Source organism: Azospirillum sp. A23, assembly GCF_042938965.1.
Classification (GTDB): domain Bacteria; phylum Pseudomonadota; class Alphaproteobacteria; order Azospirillales; family Azospirillaceae; genus Azospirillum; species Azospirillum melinis.
Window position 1 is genome coordinate 259,037 of the sequence record NZ_CP170672.1, and the last position, 18,088, is coordinate 277,124.

The 18,088-nt window shown below is 67.3% G+C and carries 12 protein-coding genes; 10 read left to right on the forward strand and 2 right to left on the reverse strand.

Features of this window, described 5'->3' with window-relative positions; translation table 11 throughout:
- The first annotated feature begins 3 nt into the window (after positions 1-3).
- From ABNQ40_RS36120 to pgi, 10 genes are all read left to right on the forward strand, one after another.
- Positions 4-951, forward strand: a complete 948-nt coding sequence (locus tag ABNQ40_RS36120) for a hypothetical protein (RefSeq protein WP_377806491.1) — start codon at positions 4-6, stop codon at positions 949-951.
- Positions 952-1,003: 52 nt separating this feature from the next.
- A complete protein-coding gene (locus ABNQ40_RS36125; RefSeq protein ID WP_377806490.1) occupies positions 1,004-2,101 on the forward strand; it encodes an ABC transporter ATP-binding protein in 1,098 nt (365 codons plus the stop codon).
- Between the two features lie 146 nt (positions 2,102-2,247).
- Positions 2,248-3,201, forward strand: a complete 954-nt coding sequence (locus ABNQ40_RS36130) for a LacI family DNA-binding transcriptional regulator (protein WP_391349742.1) — start codon at positions 2,248-2,250, stop codon at positions 3,199-3,201.
- 384 nt (positions 3,202-3,585) lie between these two features.
- Positions 3,586-4,713: a porin gene (locus tag ABNQ40_RS36135; protein ID WP_377806488.1), complete on the forward strand. Its 1,128-nt coding sequence runs from the start codon at positions 3,586-3,588 to the stop codon at positions 4,711-4,713.
- 135 nt (positions 4,714-4,848) lie between these two features.
- Entirely contained in the window at positions 4,849-7,149 is a 2,301-nt protein-coding gene (locus tag ABNQ40_RS36140; protein WP_377806487.1) for a methyl-accepting chemotaxis protein, read from the forward strand.
- Positions 7,150-7,502: 353 nt separating this feature from the next.
- Positions 7,503-8,873 (forward strand): sucrose-specific PTS transporter subunit IIBC, encoded by a 1,371-nt coding sequence (locus ABNQ40_RS36145; protein ID WP_377806738.1) that lies wholly within the window; start codon positions 7,503-7,505, stop codon positions 8,871-8,873.
- A gap of 58 nt (positions 8,874-8,931) precedes the next feature.
- Positions 8,932-10,365, forward strand: a complete 1,434-nt coding sequence (locus ABNQ40_RS36150) for a glycoside hydrolase family 32 protein (protein ID WP_377806486.1) — start codon at positions 8,932-8,934, stop codon at positions 10,363-10,365.
- A 19-nt stretch (positions 10,366-10,384) separates the two neighbouring features.
- Complete coding sequence (gene ptsP, locus ABNQ40_RS36155; protein WP_377806485.1) at positions 10,385-13,063, forward strand: phosphoenolpyruvate--protein phosphotransferase; 2,679 nt, start codon at positions 10,385-10,387, stop codon at positions 13,061-13,063.
- Positions 13,064-13,093: 30 nt separating this feature from the next.
- Entirely contained in the window at positions 13,094-14,074 is a 981-nt protein-coding gene (locus ABNQ40_RS36160) for a carbohydrate kinase (protein WP_377806484.1), read from the forward strand.
- Entirely contained in the window at positions 14,071-15,738 is a 1,668-nt protein-coding gene (gene pgi / locus ABNQ40_RS36165) for a glucose-6-phosphate isomerase (protein WP_377806483.1), read from the forward strand. Before ABNQ40_RS36160 ends, pgi begins: the two co-directional genes overlap by 4 nt.
- A gap of 33 nt (positions 15,739-15,771) precedes the next feature.
- Here the strand turns inward: pgi and ABNQ40_RS36170 are convergent, their stop codons facing one another.
- Together ABNQ40_RS36170 and ABNQ40_RS36175 are read right to left on the reverse strand one after the other, a co-directional pair.
- Positions 15,772-16,485, reverse strand: a complete 714-nt coding sequence (locus ABNQ40_RS36170) for an IS6 family transposase (RefSeq protein WP_377806482.1) — start codon at positions 16,483-16,485, stop codon at positions 15,772-15,774.
- A 342-nt stretch (positions 16,486-16,827) separates the two neighbouring features.
- On the reverse strand, positions 16,828-18,012 hold the full coding sequence (locus ABNQ40_RS36175; RefSeq protein WP_377806524.1) for an IS110 family transposase: 1,185 nt from the start codon (positions 18,010-18,012) through the stop codon (positions 16,828-16,830).
- Between the last annotated feature and the right edge of the window lie 76 nt (positions 18,013-18,088).

Genomic DNA, 18,088 nt, shown 5'->3' on the forward strand with positions numbered 1-18,088 from the left:
GCGATGTTCAATCCGCCCGATCAGTATGTGTGGGATTTCTGGACCGTCGAGGACCGGGGAGTCACCCATCTCTTCTATCTCAGCGCCCCGCGCAGCCTGCCGGATCCCGAAATGCGCCATGCCAATGCGCGCTGCGGCCATGCGGTGTCCCGCGACCTTGTTCACTGGACCCGACTGCCGATGGCGCTGGAACCCGGGCCGGCGGGGTCGTGGGACGACCGCGCGATCTGGACCGGCAGCGTGTGCCGGGCCGGCGGGCGCTGGGCCATGCTCTACACCGGAACCAATTGGGCCGAGGACGGCAAGATCCAGCGCGTCGGGCTCGCTTGGTCGGACGATCTGATCAGCTGGAGCAAGGATCCCGCCAACCCGGTGATCGAGGCGGACCCCTCGCGTTACCTCGGCCGGAATCCCGCCCATCATCAGGAACTGGCCTGGCGCGATCCCTTCCTGATGCCGGATCCCGCGGGCGACGGCTATCTCGCCTACATCACGGCGCAGCGGCTCGGGACGGCATCGGGCAAGCCGGGCTGCGTAGCGCTGGCCCGTTCCGCCGATCTGCGCTCCTGGACGGTTGGCGGGCCGGTCACCGAGATGGACGAGTTCTTCCTGATGGAGATACCGCAGGTCATCCCATGGAAAGGCCGCTACATCCTGGTCTTCAATGCGGACCGCAGCTGGGTGCGGGAGGACAGCGATGCGCCGGTGGCCACCGGCGCCTTCTATGCCGTGTCGGACCGCTGCGACGGCGGCTTCCGCTATGCCGGTCCCCTGGCGGTCGGACCGACCAATGCGCTGTTCGGGATCAAGCTGCTGCCGGCCCCGGATGGAAGCCCGGCCGCAATCGGCTGGCGGGGCTACCAGCCGGACGGCAGTTTCCTGGGTGGGATCACCGACCCTCTGCCGGTGCGCATCGGGCCGGACGCCCGGATCGACTGCCTGACGCCGTGACCGGCCCCCACCCCGATCGGAACCGCTGACAAGGATTGGGAGGCCTCCCGCAATGGCACCCGTGACGCTGCACAACATCCGCAAGAGCTATCAGCAGCACGCCGTTATCCACGGCATCGATCTCGACATCGCCCATGGCGAGTTCATCGTCTTCGTCGGCCCGTCGGGCTGCGGGAAATCGACCCTGCTGCGCATGATCGCCGGGCTGGAGCCCATCTCGTCGGGCGAGATGCTGATCGACGGCCTGCGGGCCAATGACCAGGACCCCGTCGAGCGCGGCGTGGCGATGGTTTTCCAGTCCTATGCCCTCTATCCGCACATGACCGTGCGCGAGAACATGGCGTTCGGACTGAAGATGGCGAAGGCCAGCCGGGCGGTGATCGACCAGCGCGTGGCGGAGGCGGCGCTGATCCTTCATCTGGAGCATCTGCTGGACCGGCGCCCCCGCGCGCTGTCGGGCGGCCAGCGCCAGCGCGTCGCAATCGGCCGGGCGATCGTCCGCCATCCCAAAGTGTTCCTGTTCGACGAACCCCTGTCGAACTTGGACGCCGCCTTGCGGGGCAACATGCGGCTGGAGATCGCCCGGCTGCATCGGGACATCGGCAACACCATGATCTACGTCACCCACGATCAGGTGGAGGCGATGACGCTGGCCGACCGCATCGTCGTCCTGAACGCCGGCAGGGTGGAACAGGTGGGCACGCCGCTGGAGCTCTACGAACGTCCCGCCAACCGGTTCGTCGCCGGTTTCCTGGGGTCGCCGGCCATGTCCTTTTTGACCGGAAGGGTCGAAGCGGTCAACGGGGGCGGGGTGCGGGTCGGGCTCCTCGACGGCAGTTCGGTGCAGTCGGACTGCCGTCCCGGCCCGACGACCAAGGTCGGCGACTCCGTCACCGTGGGCATCCGGCCGGAAGCCCTGAGCGCCGGAAACCAATGGGGCTTCCGTCTGATGCTGGAGATCCGGGACATCGAGTATCATGGGGACCGCGGCTTCCTGCATGGTGCCGGCCCAGGCATGGAGGCCCTGACCGCGGCGATTCCCGGTGGAAAGCGCTTCCGCGTCGGCGAGCGGGTGGAAGTTTTCTTCCAACCCGACGCGCTGCACCTGTTCGATGCCTCCGGTGCCGCCCTGGCGCGGGCGAACCACTGACAGGTTCTGCCAGGAGCCGCCTCAGGACGGCGGGGTTGCATTCCCATGCGCATGGCGACGGTATAGGATCGCGGTTCCATCCGTCCAATGTCCTGAGTGCCATGTCCAGCCGTCCGACCATCAAAAGCGTTGCTGCCGAAGCCGGAGTGTCCACGACCACGGTTTCCCTGGTCGTGAACAACAACGCCGACGCCATCCCCGAAACGACCCGCGAGCGGGTGTGGCAGGCGGTACGCAAGCTCGGTTACCGGCCGAACCCAAGCGCCCGGGCGCTCAGTTCTTCCCAGACACATACCATCGGCTTCATCACGGACGTGATCGCATCGTCGGGTTATGCCGGACGCACGATCGTTGGTGCCCAGGAACTGAGCTGGGCCAACGACAAAGTCCTGCTGATCGTGAATACCGGGGGCGATGCCGCCATCACCCGCGCCGCGGTCGATATGCTGCGCGACCGGCAGGTCGACGGCATCATCTACGCCGCCATGTCCATGTGCGCGGTGGAGTTGCCGGCCGAACTGCTGACGATGCCGACGGTGCTGGTGAACGCCTATGACCCGCAGGACCGCTTTCCCTCCATCCTCGCGGACGAGGAGTTGGGCGGCTATGCCGCCACCCGCGCGCTGATCGAAGCCGGACACCGACGCATCGGCCTGTTGTACGGCCTGCCGGAAGTGGATGCCGGCCGCGAACGGCTGGCTGGCTACCGGCGGGCGCTGGCGGAGGCCGGCATCGCCTGGGACGATCGGTATGTCCGCAGCGATTGCTGGTTCCCGGAAGGCGGCCACCGCTCCACCATGGCTCTGATGGCGCTGGAACAGCAGCCGACCGCGCTGTTCTGCATCAACGACTGGGTGGCGATGGGCTGCTACGAAGCCCTCAAGGAGCTTGGACTGTCCATCCCGAAGGACGTGGCCGTCATCGGCTATGACAACCACGAGCTGGCCGGATTGCTGCGGCCGGGTTTGACCACCATGCAACTGCCTCATTACGAACTCGGCCGCAAGGCAGTGGAATATCTTCTTGGATCACCGGAGGCGCAGGCGGCCAATCGGATGATCCGCGTGCCCTGCCCGCTGATCCGCCGCAGCTCCATCTGATACCAACGGCCATCGCAGAAAAATAGCAGGTGTCCGCGCTGGCCGGCGCGGCGGCGGCACAAGCCGCACCCATCGCACTACCGATTTAGTAAATCGCTTCACTAAATCGGTTGACTCAAATTGATCGTATGCCCTACAATCAATTTCAGCCGGACAAACCGGGGCGACGATGGGCGGGGATCATCCGCTCTGCTGCCAGCGTCCCGGTTCGACCCGACCGGTTCAGCCGCTCCTATGCTGGCGGAACATCCCGTTTTCCCGCCATCGCCATCCCGCGCAACGCCGCGGGGTGACCCCGTGCCGCCATATCGACGCGGCCCGCCATCACGACAACGAACGCCCAAAAGGGGGGAAGTTATGCCTGGATTTTCACGGTATTGCGGCGTGTCCGCCGCGACTTTGGCATTGGCCGGCTGCCTGGGGGCGGCCGAGGCAAGCGCCGAAACCGGCTTCAAGCTGCTGCTGGGCGGCGACGCCTATTTCGAAGGCGGCGCCGTCGACCAGAAGCTTGACGCCGGCCAGCGCTCCGTCGAGTTCCGCAACCGCGTCCGCCTGAAGGTCGCCCCGACCGCCACCGCCGACAATGGCCTGCAATATGGCGCGCGCCTCACCCTGATGGCCGCCAACGGCGACCGCACCGCGTCCGACGACGGCGCCTACCTGTTCGTGAAGGGCAGCTTCGGCCAGATCAGCGCCGGCGGCCAGGGCGGCCCCAGCGACGACAGCGGTGTCATCGCCCCGTCCGACTGGGGAACCGGCGGCGTCGACGGCGCCTTCGCGGCCTTCCTCGGCAACACCGGCGCCAACGTGCCGTCAATGACCACCAACCTGAAGGCGCTGAAGTCGGGAGACGCCGGCACCCGGCTGGTCTACTCCTCGCCGCGCTTCTCCGGCCTGCAGGCGGTGGTCAGCTATCAGCCGCAGACCGGCAGCTTCAACACCAACATCGACCGCAACAAGAGTCTGACCCCGGCGGACGCCACCCACACCGGCGGTTACTCCGACGTCGTTGAAGGCGGCGTGAACTACGACGACCAGCTGGGCGACGTCGCCGTCAAGGGTGCCGCCTACGTCCTGGGAGGCCAGGCCCGCAACTCCGCCGCCGGCGCGTCGTTCGAGCGGCTGACCTCCTATCATCTCGGCCTGTCCGCCGCCTATGGCGGGCTGAAGCTCGGCGGCAGCTATTCCTGGGGCGGCGAGAGCGGCTACATCCGCAGGGCCAGCAACAGCGCGGCCACAGACCGCGGCGGTCAGAATGTCTGGACCGTCGGCGCGCAATACACTTTGGCCGCCTACACGCTGGGCGTCGGCTACCTGCATTCGAAGGACGCCGGCGACCTCGCCGTGCGCGGCAACCGCAACTTCGACCTCATCACCACCGGCATCCGCTACGTTGCGGCGCCGGGCTTGGCCTTCGGGGCGGAATACAACCACTTCCGCCTGAACTCCGACGTCGCGAGCCAGAACGATCGCGGCAACATGGTCCTGGTCCGGACGAGCCTGGACTTCTAGGTCTCCCATCGTCCTCTGACGTTAGCGTCCATCCCAGTGCGACTGGCCGGTTGCCGGCATGTGCCTTCTCACGACGGCCAATGCCCGGCAACCGGCACCTTTTTTCATCAACCGCTCGCTTCGGAGTCCCTCGCCATGCACTCCGCACTCCCGACCGGCACCTTGCCGATAGGCCGCAGATTCGGCGTCCAGGCGAAACTGCTTGCCGCCTTCATCGGCATGGCGGCCATCACCGTCGGGGTCTGCGGAAGCGGACTGTTGTCTCTCTCCGCCCTGATGAAGCCGCTCGACCGTGTGGTTTCGGTCAGCCTGCCCAATATGGAACTGGCAAATCGCCTGGCTTCCGCGAGTGCCGGCATCGCTCTGGCCGCCCCGTCGCTGGACGCTGCCGACAGCGAGGACACGAGGGCCCGGCTGTTCGAGGACATCGACAATCGCGGCCGGATGCTCACTGCCCTGATCGATGAGGTCGAGAGCCGCCATGACGGCGAATTCGGGAACGATTTGCGCAGCTCGATGACGAGCCTGCTGGCGACACTCGGGACGGCAAACGGAACGGTGGCGCGACGGCTCGACCTCCGTACCCGCCGGCAGGCGGCGCTCTCGGCGCTCGATCACGATGCAGACCGGCTCGACGCGGAACTGACCCCCCTGATCGAAATGCTGGGTGTGGAGCTCCGCAGCAAGGGAGACACGGTTCAATCCTCCCTCGATTTCGAACTCGACGCGCTGACGGAGGCATTGGCCGGCTTCCGGCAGATGTCCGGCAGCGCTGCCCCCGACGCCGCCTCGGGTGGCGAGCCGTTGGCCGCCCTGGAGCGTGCCGTCGCCACGGCAACCGACAATGCCCGCGCGCAACTGCGCGAAGGATTGTCCCCCCTTCTGAGCCGCGGCCTGCTGCGATTCCGGGCGGCATTGGAAACGGCAACCCACGGCAGCATCGTCGCGGGCATTCTCCGCGAGGCGAGCCAAACGATCGACGAACGGCGCTTGGCCCAACTGGAACAGGAGTATTCGAGCCAGACGGTCCTGCTCTCGAACAGGGTAAGGCTTCTCCAGCGGGGCGGCGACGGGAAGGACGTCGCCGCGCTTGCCGGAACTGTCGAGACACTGATCGCCCATGGCCGGGGCGAGGACGGTCTCTTCGCATTGCGCCGCTCCGAAACGTCAGCGATGCGGGAAGGCGCTGCGATCCTGGCCGAAAACCGGCAACGCGCGGAAGAACTGTCCGCAGGGGTCGACACGCGGATCGCCGCCATGCGCGCGGACGCCCACGCCGCGGTCGAAACGGTCGGCGCGACCCTGGCGGCCGATCGCCTGACGATGATGCTTTCCGCCGCGGCCAGTGCCGTGGCCGCACTGCTGCTGATCTGGGGCGTCGGACACCGGATGATCGTGTCGCGGCTGCGCCGGCTGGCCTCGGCGATGCTGGCGATTGCCGGCGGCCGGCTCGATTCGGAAATTCCGGCCGGCGGTGCCGACGAGATCGGCGAGATGACCGAAGCGCTGACGGTTTTCCGCGACACCGCCCTCGTCGCCCGCGATGCCGGCGCGCGCGCCGAACGCGAGCGGAACCGCGCCGCGGAGGAGCGGTCGCGCACGATGCACGAGATCGCCGAGCAGATCGAAGACCTCGTCCGGTCGGTGCTGCACAGCGTGTCGGCCTCGGCATCGGGAATGCAGGAGATCGCCCAGGGAATGAGCCGGACCGCGCATGCGACCGCCGAGGAGACCGTCATGGCGACCGACAGCTCCCGTCAGGCGGAAGACAGCGTCAGGGCGGTGGCGGCAGCGACGGCGGAACTGTCGCACTCCATCGGCGCGGTGCGCGACCGCGTGCTGCGCTCCGGCACGATCGCCCGCGACGCGGCCGCGACGGTCACGCGCACGAACGAGGCCATCGACGGCCTTGCCGCCAGCGTGCGCGCCATCGGCGACATCGTCGGACTGATCAGCGGGATTGCGGCCCAGACCAATCTCCTGGCGCTCAATGCCACGATCGAGGCGGCCCATGCCGGGGAGGCCGGAAAGGGGTTCGCCGTCGTCGCGGCCGAGGTGAAGGCCCTGGCCGGAGAGGTCGCGGCGGCGACCGACGACATCACCGGACAGATCGCCAGCATCCGCAACACGACGGAACAGGTGGTGGCGGCGACCCGCAGCATCGCCGCCGTCGTCAACCAGATCAACGACCTCTCCCTCGACGTGTCCGAAACGGTCGAACGGCAGCGGGACATCACCGGCATGATCGCGCAGAACGTCGAAGTCGCCATGACGGGCGCCGGGCGGGTCCGCGACACCATCGACACCGTCGCCAGATCCGCCGGCACCGCCGGCGAGACCGCGGACCGGGTCCTGTCCGCCTCGGCGACGGTCGTCCGGGCGGTCGAGGCCCTGGACACGGAGGTCGGCACGCTGGTGGCCCGCATGAGGCGCTGACTCCCCAGCCCCTTGGCCAGCCCGGAGGCCAGTGACCGAAATGCCTCCGTCAACCACGACAGCTTGCGCGCGTCGATCTGATAAAGCGTTTTATTGAACCGATTGACTGATAGTGGAACGTACCCTATAGCATCCATGTCCAGCGGATCCGAACGGGGTCCGAACAGGATGCGGCAAGCGGTCCGCTGCTCCCGGCGCAGCCTTCTCCCCGGCGGGTCCGGCCGTCATGCCGAGAAGACAGTCTGTTCAAGCCGCCATCGCCATGCCGCGCAACGCCAAGGGCTTATCATGCCCCGCCATGCGTCCGGCGGTCTGCCTTTGCAACAACAAACGCGTTCGAACAGGAGGAAGTCATCTTGGAACTCAACGCCGCCAGAGCGATCCTTTCCACCATCGGAGGGGCGGGGAACATCGTCAGCGCAGCCCATTGCGCAACGCGCCTGCGCCTCGTTCTGAAAGACCCCGCCGCTGTCGACAAGACGGCATTGGAGAAGATCGAGGCCGTCAAGGGGACGTTCCTCTCCGGCGGGCAGTTCCAGATCGTCATCGGTCAGGGCGCGGTGAAGCGCGTGTTCGACGGCGTCATCGCCCTCGGCGTCAAATCGGTGTCGGTGGAGGAGGCGAAGGCGGACGCCGCCGCGAACCTCAACATCCTCCAGCGCCTGGCGCGGCTGCTCTCCAACATCTTCGTTCCGATCATCCCGGTGATCGTCGCCAGCGGCCTGCTGATGGGCGCCCTCGGCATGGCGACGACGCTCGGCTGGCTGACCGGCCAGTCGTCGCTGTTCCAGCTTCTCAACATCGTGTCGAACACCGCGTTCGTCTTCCTGCCGATCCTCGTCGCCTTCTCCGCCGCCCGCGAGTTCCGTGTGAGCCCCTTCATGGCTGCGGCGCTGGGCGGCATCATGATTCATCCGGATTTGCAGAATGCCTGGACGGTCGGCACCGGCGTGAAGGAATACTGGGATCTGTTCGGCATTCCGGTCGCCAAGCTCGGCTATCAGGGCACCGTGCTGCCGATCCTGATCGCGGTCTGGGTCATGAGCCACATCGACCGGCTGGTCCGCCGGGTGGTGCCCGATATGTTCGACATCGTGCTGACGCCGTTCCTGACGCTCCTGGTCTCGGCCTTCTTCGCCCTGACGGTCCTCGGTCCGGCCGGCCGGATTCTCGGGGACGGCATCTCCGTCGGCCTCCAGGCGCTCTACACCCATGGCGGCGTCCTCGCTGGCCTCCTCTTCGGGGGCGTCTATTCGGCGATCGTTGTGACCGGCGTCCACCATTCCTTCCATGCGATCGAGGCGGGCCTGCTGGCCAATCCGGCGATCGGCATCAACTTCCTTCTGCCGATCTGGGCGATGGCCAACGTCGCCCAGGGCGGTGCCGCCCTGGCGGTCTTCTTCCGCACGGACGACATCAAGGTGAAGCAGATCGCCCTGCCGGCTTCGCTTTCCTGCCTGCTCGGGATCACCGAGGCCGCTATCTTCGGTGTCAACCTGCGCTTCGTCCGGCCCTTCGTCTGCGCAGCGGCGGGCGGCGCGGTCGGCGGCGCCTTCGTCGTCGCCACCAAGGTCGGCATGACGGCGGTCGGCGTCACCGGCATTCCCGGCATCGCCATCGTCGAGCCGACCTCCATCCCGAGCTATCTCATCGGGATGCTGATCGCCTTCGCCGTCGCCTTCGCCGGTTCCTGGCTCTTCGGTCTCAAGAAGGGCCAAGCCTGATTTCCCCATTCCCCGACCTCGGAAAGAGCGTTCTTTGCGCACCGAAAACAGCATTCCCATGCCGGACCCGAATCGTGATCCCTGGCGCCCGCAGTTCCACCTTTCGGCACCGGTCGGGCTGATCAACGACCCGAACGGCCTGATCCATTGGAAGGAGGCTCATCACATCTTCTTCCAATGGAATCCGCTTGGCTGCACCCACGAAAACAAGTGCTGGGGCCATGCGCGGTCGGCCGATCTCGTAAACTGGGAGTTCCTGCCGCTCGCGCTCGCGCCGACGGAACGCTTCGAAAGCCACGGCTGCTATTCCGGTTCCGCGGTCGCCGACGGGGACGAGCTGGTGCTGGTCTATACCGGGAATGTCAGGAACGGGCTGGGGGAACGGGAAACCCACCAGTGCCTCGCCCGCTCCGGCGACGGCATCCGGTTCGACAAGCGGGGTCCGGTGATCACCGGACCCTCTCCTGGCTACACCACCCATTTCCGCGACCCGAAGGTCTGGCGCGACGAGACGGGCTGGTGGATGGTGCTCGGCGTCCAGACCAAGGATCTCGCCGGCACCGTGCTGCTGCTGCGTTCGCCCGACCTGCTGGGCTGGAGCGTCGTCGGACCGATCCTTGCAGCCGGCCAACATGGCTACATGTGCGAATGCCCCGATCTGTTCCGGATTGGCGGCAGCGACGCGCTGATATTCTGCGAACAGCACCATGGGGACGGTGATGGCGGCTCGGGGTTTTCCCCCAACGTCGCCGGGGTGGTGATCGGGCGCATCGATCTCGACACCGGCCGTTTCGATCATGGCCTCTTCCATCCGCTCGACCATGGCCGCGACTTCTATGCACCGCAGAGCTGGCTGGCACCCGACGGCAGACGCCTGCTGATCGGCTGGATGGGGCTGCCGGAACAGACGGCGGCTCCCACCGTAGACGCAGGTTGGATGCATTGCCTGACCATCCCCAGGGAACTGGCGCTGGCCGGTGATCGTCTCCACCAGCGTCCGGCCCGCGAGCTTGCCGCCCTGCGGGGGGAAGAACGCAGCGTCGAAGATCTCGCCGTCGCCGGGAAACGGTGGATCGACGGCCTCGAAGCCACCGCATGCGAAATCAGGCTGGATCTGGCCCCGGAGGAAACAGGCGATCTTGCGCTTGTCCTGCGGGCCGCCGCCGGCGAGCCGGTCACCCTCGCCTTCCTGCGCGACACCGGCGAAATCCGGTTGCATGGGCCGGGGATCGACGGGCGGATATCGCTGCTGGGCCTGACGGTCGCCAGCCGGCCGGTCGAGACGGTCACCGTCTTCGTCGACCGCTCCAGCATCGAGGTCTTCATCGACGGCGGAGACATCGTTCTTTCCGCCAGGACCTATCCGCATCCGTCGCCCACGAGAATCGGCCTCCGCTCCGAGCAGGGCGCAAGGGTGCTGCGCCTGACCCATTGGCCGCTCGGCAAGTCGTTCAGCCACGAGAAGCAGACATGTCGCGCGGAACAGCGCTGACATCCAAGGAGACGAGACCATGTTCCTGAGCCGCATGTTCGGTCGCAAGCCGGCCGCCGAGACCGCGGAAGCCACCGTCCCGACCGGTGCCCCGACCGGTGCCCCGGTGTCCGGCCCGGTCGACGTCGCCGCGCCGCTCGCCGGCCGGCTGATCGATATCGGCGAGGTGCCGGATCCGGTGTTCGCCGGGCGCGTTCTGGGGGATGGAATCGCCATCGACCCCGACGGCGCCGTGCTCCACGCGCCGTTCGACGGACGGGTCACGGGGCTGCACGAAGGCCGCCATGCGATCAATCTGCGCGCCGCGAACGGGGCGGAGGTCCTGATCCACATCGGCATCGACACCGTGGGCCTCCATGGGCAGGGCTTCCATCTGCATGTCGCCGAAGGCGCCCAGGTCGGCCGCGGCGCCCCGCTGGTCACCTTCGAACCGGACGTGATCAGGCCGAAGGCCCGCTCGATGGTCGTCCTGATGATCGTCACCAACGGCGAAGGCTGGAGCCTGCGCGACCTCCGGGAGCCCGGACCGGTCGGTATCGGGGAGATCTGCTGCCGGCTGGCACCGGTCGATGAGGCCACCGACGCCTCCCCGTTGAGCGCCCCCCTCCCGGCGACCGCTCCAGTAGCCCGGCCCCCTGCCGAGACCGCAATCGTCCGCCGGATCGCGGAAATCCGCGATCCGTTCGGCCTGCATGCCAGACCGGCCGGCGTCGTCGCCGATCACGCCAAGAAAAGCCCGGTGCCGATCACCGTCAGCCTTGGCGGCCGGCAGGCCGATGCCCGCAGCGCCGTCTCGTTGATGGTGCTCGGCGCACATTGCGGTGATCTGCTGACCATCGAGGCGCAGGGACAGGATGGCGCCGCCGCCGTCGATGCGATCGTCGCCTTTCTCGGTACGCCGACAGCGGCCGGCGAGGACCGGCCCGCCGCGGAGGAGCATCAAGCGGCGCCGGTCGCCGTGAATGCCTCCCCCCTGCCGTTCGGCGAGCCGGTGAGCCTGCGTGGCGTCACCGCCGCTCCCGGGCAAGCCGTGGGCCATACGCTGCGGCTGGTCCGCGAAGATCTCGCCTTCGCCGCCACGGCTGCCGACCCCGCCGCGGAAACCGCCGCTCTCGAACAGGCGCTCGTGGCGACCCGCGCGCGGATCGCCGCCCTGATCGCGGAACTCGGCGACGAGGGCGAACGGGGCCGCCACGGCGGCAAGCAAGCCGAGATCCTCGGTGCCCATCTCTCCTTTCTCGACGATCCCTTCCTGAAGGCCGCGGCCGACCGCCTGATCGCCTCGGGCAAGAGCGCGCCCTTCGCCTGGAAGGCCGCGGTCGATGAGCAGATCACCGCGTTGCGCGGTCTCGGCAACCGAGTGCTCGCCGAACGGGCGACCGATCTGGAAGATATCCAGCGCCGCGTCCTGCTCCAACTTCTCGGGCGGACGGAGGAGCGTCTGCGACTGGGCGACCGTACCGTCCTGATCGCGGACGACCTGCTGCCATCGCAGTTCGCCGAGTTGGAACTCGACCGCGTGGCCGGCATCTGCCTCGCCGCCAGCGGCCCCACCTCCCACGTCGCCATCCTCGCCGCGTCCCGCGGCATCCCGGCCGTGGTGGCAATCGGCCCCGACGCCCTGCGTGTGCAGGACGGCCAGGCGGTGATCATCGACGCCGGAAAGGCCGACGTGTGGATCAATCCTCCGTCGGATTCCATCACGTCGGTCGAGCGGGCGATCACGGTTCGCCGTGCCCGCCTCGCCGAGGCGCGCGCGGCGGCCGGGGCCGATTGCTGCACCACCGACGGGGTCCGCATCGAGGTCGTCGCAAATCTCGGTTCGCTTGCGGACGCCGGCCGGGCGATGGAGAACGGCGCGGAAGGCTGTGGACTGCTCCGCTCCGAATTCCTGTTCCTCGACCGCACAGAGGCGCCGGACGAGGACGAGCAGTATCGCGAATATCAGGCGATCACGACCGCGCTCGAAGGCCGCCCGACCATCATCCGCACCCTCGACGCCGGCGCCGACAAGGATGTGCCGTACATCCACCTGCCGGCGGACGAGAATCCGGCGCTCGGCTTGCGCGGCATCCGCACCAGCCTGTGGCAGCCGGAGATCCTGCGAACGCAGGTCAGGGCGATCCTTCGGGTCGAACCCTTCGGCACTTGCCGGATCCTGCTGCCGATGATCGCCACGCTCGCCGACTTCCGCACCGTCAAGACGGTGATCGAGGCGGAACGGATCGCCCTCGGCCGCGAAACGCCGATTGAGGTGGGGGTGATGGTAGAGGTGCCGTCCGCGGCGCTGACGGCGAAGCGCTTCGCGCGGGAGGTGGACTTCTTCTCGGTCGGAACCAACGACCTGACCCAGTATGCGCTGGCGATGGATCGCTGCAACCCTCGTTTGGCACAGCAACTCGACCCCTTCCATCCGGCCGTCCTGCGCCTGATCGCCGATGCCGCGGAAGGAGCGGCGACGCATGGCCGCTGGATCGGGGTCTGTGGCAATCTCGCTTCCTACCCGATCGCGGCCCCGCTCCTCATCGGCCTTGGCGTCACCGAACTTTCGGCCGGCCCCGAGGCGATCCCAGAGATAAAGGCCGCCGTGCGCAAACTGATCATGCCCGACTGCATCGCGGTGGCGAAGGCCGCTCTCGACCTCGACGACGGCGAGGCGGTCCGCAGCCTACTCGCCACCCATTGGCCGGAACTCTAAACAAGACCGCCGCGCTCAAGGAGAACAACAATGATTCTGGTCGCAGGGGAAGCCGTCATCGATCTCGTCGAGCGCCACCATTCCGATGGCGGTCACGTATTCGAGCCGGTCATTGGCGGATCACCGCTCAACGTTTCCGTCGGGCTGGCACGGCTCGGACAGCCCGTCGCCTTCCTCGGCGCGCTGTCGGGCGACCGGCTTGGAATGCGGATCACGGCTGCCCTGGGTCGCGAGGGCGTCAATCTCCGCTTCACCCGCCGGTCGGACAGGCCCTCGTCATTGGTCCTGGCCGCGCTCGACGACCGGGGTGTCCCCGACTACACCTTCTTCCTTGCCGGCGCCGCCGACTTCGCGATGACCGAAGGCGATCTGCCAATGGCGGAAGCCTGTTTTTCCGCCATTCATTTCGGGTCGGTCGCCGCCTTCCTGGATCCGACGGGGAAGACCTTGGCTGATTTCGTCGCGGCGCGACGGATGCAAAGCGTCATCTCGTTCGATCCCAACATGCGGCCGACCGTCACTCCCGACCGGGACGCCACCGTCGCCCGCTTCAATCGGCTGCTTCCGTTCGTCGACATTCTCAAGGCCAGCGCCGAGGATGTCGATTGGCTGTACAGCGATGCCGACCTCACCAGGACCGTCAGCGCATGGTCGCAGCTCGGACCCAGAATCGCCGTCGTCACCGCCGGTCCCGATGGTGCCTTCGCGGCGATCGCAGGAGAGGTCATTCATGTTCCCAGCCCGGCGGTGAGCGTCGTCGACACGATCGGTGCCGGCGACACCTTCCAGGCGGCCCTCCTCGATGGCCTCGCCAGCCAAGGCTTTCTCTCGCGCACTGCGATCGGCACCCTCGACCTCGCTGATTTGCGTCCGATCATCGAAAGGGCCGCCACCGCCGCGGCAATTACCTGTTCGCGGCGTGGTGCTGATCTTCCCCGTGCCGCCGAACTTTCCCAGCTTGTCAAGCCGCGTCAAAGGACCGCTGACGTCAAGGAGTCCAACGCATCATGACCGCGCTAACCCGTTCCCCCGCCTGGGCCGCCCTCGCCCAACACCGCCAGGACATGGCCGGCACGCACATGCGTGACCTGTTCGCCGCCGATCCAGGCCGGTTCAAAGCCTTTTCGACGGAGGCGGCCGGGCTGTTCCTCGACTATTCGAAGAACCGCATCACCCAGGACACGCTCCGCCTGCTGCTCGATCTCGCCCGCCAGCAGGATGTCGAGGGGGCGCGTGCCCGCATGTTCGGCGGCAAGCCGATCAACCTGACGGAAAAGCGCGCCGTCCTGCACACGGCGCTCCGCAACCGCTCCGACCGCGCCGTCACCGTCGATGGCCGCGACGTGATGCCGGGGGTGCGCGCGGCGCTGGAGCGGATGGATGCCTTCGCCAATTCGGTGCGCGACGGCGAGTGGCGCGGCTACAGCGGCCAGCCGATCACCGACGTGGTGAACATCGGCATCGGCGGCTCCGACCTCGGCCCCGTCATGGCGACGGAGGCGCTGAAGCCCTTCGCCCACGCCTATGTGGCGCTGCATTACGTCTCCAACGTCGATGGCACCCATCTGGCCGAACAGCTGAAGTGGCTGGACCCGGAGACGACTTTGTTCGTCATCGCGTCCAAGACCTTCACGACGCAGGAGACGCTGACCAACGCCCATTCCGCCCGCCGCTGGTTCCTGGAGACCGCGCAGGACGAGGGGCATGTCGCCAAGCACTTCGTCGCCGTCTCCACCAACGAGGCGGAGGTGCGCAAGTTCGGCATCGACCCGGCCAACATGTTCGGTTTCTGGGACTGGGTCGGCGGCCGTTATTCGCTGTGGTCGGCCATCGGCCTGCCGATCATGATCGCCATCGGCCCGGAGCGCTTCGCCGAGATGCTGGCCGGCGCCCATGCGATGGACGAGCATTTCCAGACCGCGCCGCTCGAGCACAACATGCCGGTGCTGCTGGCGCTGCTGGGCGTCTGGTACCGCAATTTCTGGGATGCCTCGTCCTACGCGGTGCTGCCCTACGACCAGTATCTGCACCGCTTCCCCGCCTATCTCCAGCAGCTGGACATGGAGAGCAACGGCAAGTTGATGACCCGCGGCGGCGAGCCGGTGGATTACCAGACCGGCCCGGTGCTGTTCGGTGAGCCCGGCACCAACGGCCAGCACGCCTTCTACCAGCTAATCCACCAGGGCACCTCGCTGATCCCCTGCGACTTCGTGGCGGCGGCGACCACCCACAATCCCATCGGGGCGGAGGCCGGCGCCCATCACCGCATCCTGCTGTCCAACGTCTTTGCCCAGGCCGAGGCACTGATGCGCGGCAAGACCGCCGACGAGGTGCGGGCGGAGATGACCAAGGCCGGCAAGCCAACGGATGAGGTCGAGGCACTGGTCCCCCACCGCGTCTTCCCCGGCAACCGCCCGTCCAACACCATCCTGATGCAGAGCCTGACTCCGGCGACGCTGGGCGCCCTGATCGCGCTGTACGAGCACAAGGTCTTCGTCCAGGGCATCGTCTGGGACATCAACAGCTTCGACCAGTGGGGCGTGGAGTTGGGCAAGCAGTTGGCCAACACCATCCTGCCGAAGATGGAGAGCGGGCCGGCTGAGGGGGCACATGATAGCTCCACCACCGGACTGATGGCGTGGTGGCAGGCACACCGGTTCCGTTGCAAAGTTTGATGGCGGATGCGGTGAGCCGCGGTATCGACACCGTCAGGCGGCCGCTCCGAACAGGTTGGCGATGAAGGTCGCCTGGGCGAGCATGTCGTTGGCAGGCATGGCGGCAACCTGCCCCTTGCGCACCATCGCCAGGATCTCGTAGCCGGCGATCGTCCGGCGCGCCGTGTGGAAGCCCTGAAACCCGAGCCCCGGCCGGACCAGCCGTTTGATCCGTCGGTGATCCTGTTCAACAATGTTATTGAGGTACTTGACCTGGCGCAGCTTGGTGAAGCGCCACAGCTCGCCGTTCTCCTTCATCGCCTTGGTCGCGCTCGGATAGGCGGCGTTCGTGTCCACGGTGAGGGTGCGCGGGTTCACCGTGTGTGCCTGCTTCTGCGCCTTGCGGGAGAAACGCCGGGCCGCGGCCGCATCGCGCTTGGCGCTGAGCAGGAAATCGATGGTCTGCCCGCGCGCATCGACGGCGCGGTATAGGTACATCCAGCGGCCCTTCACCTTCACGTAGGTCTCGTCCACCCGCCAGGAGCCGGTGGTCATCCGCAGGTGCGGACGGAGGCGCTTGTCCAGTTCCGGGGCATAGACCTGGATCCAGCGGCAGAGCGTCGTGTGATCGACGGCAACGCCGCGGTCGGCCAGCATCCGTTCCAGATCGCGGTAGCTGATCGGGAACTGCAGGTACCAGCGCACCGCCCACAGGATCACCTCGGCCGTGAACTGCCGGCCCTTGAACGGGCTCCTCCTGCTGCGCATCACCGTGTCACCTCAACCGTCGAAAGCGGCCGGGTTTTACCTGATCTCCTCCCACCGGCAAACTTTGCAACGGAACCTTCTCGGCTCGTTGCGCGGACTTTAGGCGGAAGAGCTTTTCATCACGCCTTTGACGCAAGCGCCTCAAGTGGCCTCATCCCAGTGTGACGCCATAGATACCGTGGCGTTTGTGAAGCGGCAAAGCGGGTTGGAGGCCAGACCGGCCGCTCCGGGTCAAGGCGGGCGCTGACGCGCCCCCGCCTACGGCGGCTGCGGCCTTGACCCGCGCCGTCCGGCCCGGCGATGGCTTGGCATGGGTCGGTCGGGGCGACCGACCGCTGGGGCTCAGGCGGTCGTCTCCTGAGGTGGTGAGGGCGACCAGGTGCGCCGCTGTTTGGCGACAGTCCAGACGGCGACCATCAGCTTGCGCATCGCGGCGATCAGCGCGACCTTGCCCGGCTTCCCGCGGGCACGCAGGCCATCGTAGAAGGCGCGTAGCCAGGGACTGGCGTGCACCGCGTGAAGTGTTGGCATCCACAGCGCCCGCCGCAAGGCTGCCTTGCCGATCGGCGACAGCCCCGCCCGCTTCGGCGTTTGTTTGCCGGAGTGCTTGAGGGCCGGAACGAGGCCGATGTAGGAGGCCAAAGCATCCGGCGAGCGGAACCGCCCGGGATCGTCGAGCTCGGCCACCAAACGCGCCGCCGTTGTCGTGCCAATTCCTTCGATGGAGGTCAGCAGACGACCGATCTGATGATCGTCGAGCAACGTCTCGATCATCGCGTCGATGGCGAGAAGCCGGGTGCGCCAGAGCGCCAGATCCTCGCAGGCATGCCGGATCCGCACGCGATAGACATCGCCGCTCTGGGCGGCCACGGTCTGCTTGGCGGCGGCGATGAGCTGGCGCGCCAACGGGTCGCCAACGAGGTGCCGCGGTCCGTGGCGCAGCTTGGCCAGACGCCGGGGCGTGGCAGCGGCGACGTCCGTCGCGGTTGGGAACGCTTTCAGGATCGTCAGGGCGAGCGCCGTGTCCAGCAGGGCGACATGGTGCTTGAACTCGGGGAAGGTGAGGTCCAGCAGGCGATGGAGTTGCCGCACGCGGTCGCCGCAGTCCTGGACGAGGCGGTCGCGATGACGGACCAGTTCGCGCAGCTGCTCGGTGGCGTGATCCGGCAAGGTCGCCGGCAGTGGCCGCTTCTGCTGGCCGAGGCGGGCGAGCCCCAGGGCGTCGAGCGCGTCGGTCTTGGTGCGCATCAGCGCTTCCTGCTGGAAGCGGGCGGACTGCAGCGGGTTGAGGACGGCCACCGGAAGGCCGCGGGTAACCAGCGCGGCGGCGAGGTTCTTCCAATAGTGTCCGGTGGCTTCCAGCACGACGAGTTGGACCGGTGCGAGCCGCTCAAGCTCGGCGAACAGGGCGGCGTGTCCCGCTTGGTCGGCGGCGAAACGGAATGGCTTGCACACGGTCGAGCCTTGATCGTTCACCGCGGCGGCGGCATGGACTTCCGCGCCGATGTCGATGCCCACGAAGGTCATGGCGTCCCTCCTGTCATTACGGGCCGCGAAGAGCCTCGGAGCCGTTGCCGGCACCTGTCCTTGTGAATGCGGCGCC